Source organism: Psychromonas sp. SP041 (assembly GCF_000470315.2).
Lineage (GTDB): Bacteria > Pseudomonadota > Gammaproteobacteria > Enterobacterales > Psychromonadaceae > Psychromonas.
Genome location: NZ_CBRF02000067.1, coordinates 1 through 1,254 on the forward strand (window position 1 = coordinate 1; position 1,254 = coordinate 1,254).

At 41.6% G+C, this 1,254-nt stretch carries 1 protein-coding gene; it reads left to right on the plus strand.

The window, feature by feature from the left end:
* The coding region (locus SP041_RS21105) for a hypothetical protein (RefSeq protein ID WP_205961227.1) at window positions 1-194 on the plus strand (194 nt) is incomplete at its 5' end.
* Window positions 195-1,254: the final 1,060 nt, after the last annotated feature.

The window sequence follows — 1,254 nt, forward strand, 5'->3', positions numbered from 1 at the left end:
CCACAGTGCATCTGTTAACATTGTTCTTGGCATGGTGGTATTCTTGTATGTTGATTTTTGGCGAAACCATTATACATTTCCACCATGCTGTTCAAAAATCACTCTTGAAAGATCAACACGCCCTAGTGATACAAATATATAAAAATATAAAAATAAAAACAATAAACCCTAACACCAGAATCCCTGCAGGCTAAAGCCAGCGCCCCAGAGTCAAAGGCACACTATTCAATATACAAAATCAAAAGCGGTTTACCACGAAGGTACGAAGGCTGATGAAGGTGAGAGCAAAAGCGATTAATAATAAGCAATGGATTATAGCTTTTCCTTCGTGTAGCGTAGCGCTTCATGGTTATTTTGGTGTTTTCAGCTTGCAGATATTTTTGTGTTGGTCGTAAGCTTTTGTTATTCGGGCCGCATGGCGAATTAGGCGATAGCCTAGTCTTATGAGCGGAGGAGCTCTGCGAGTCCTGTTTTTAGCTTGCAGGTTTGTTATTTCGGGGCGCACGCTTCAGCTTGCAGATCTTTTGTGTTTATTTTAATTGGGAGATTTCAATTAAAAATTATTAATACAAAGTCAAAAGTATAAACCCTAATACCAGAATCCCTGCAGACTAAAGTCAGCGCCTCGAAGTCAAAAGCACACTATTCAATATACAAAGTCGAAAGAACTTGAACTCGGGCGCATGGCGAATTAGGCGATAGCCTAGTGTCATGAGCGGAGGAGTTCTACGAGTCCTGTTTTCAGCTTGTAGGTTTGTTATTTCGGGGCGCACGCTTCAGCTTGCAGATCTTTTGTGTTTAACGTTAATAAGCTTCGCATTATTCATTCCTTAATACCAAAACTAAAATCAACACACACACCCTGCAGGCTAAAGCCAGCGCCCCAAAGTCAAAGGCACACTATTCAATATACGAAGTCGAAAGAACTTGAACTCGGGCGCATGGCGAATTAGGCGATAGCCTAGTGTCATGAGCGGAGGAGTTCTACGAGTCCTGTTTTTAGCTTGTAGGTTTGTTATTTCGGGGCGCACGCTTCAGCTTGCAGATCTTTTGTGTTTAACGTTAATAATAAGCTTCGTATTATTCATTCCCTAATACCAAAACTAAAATAAACACACACACCCTGCAGGCTAAAGCCAGCGCCCCAAAGTCAAAAGCACACTATTCAATATACAAAGTCGAAAGAACTTGAACTCAGGTGCATGGCGAATTAGGCGATAGCCTAGTGTTATGATCAGAGGAGTTCTACGAGTC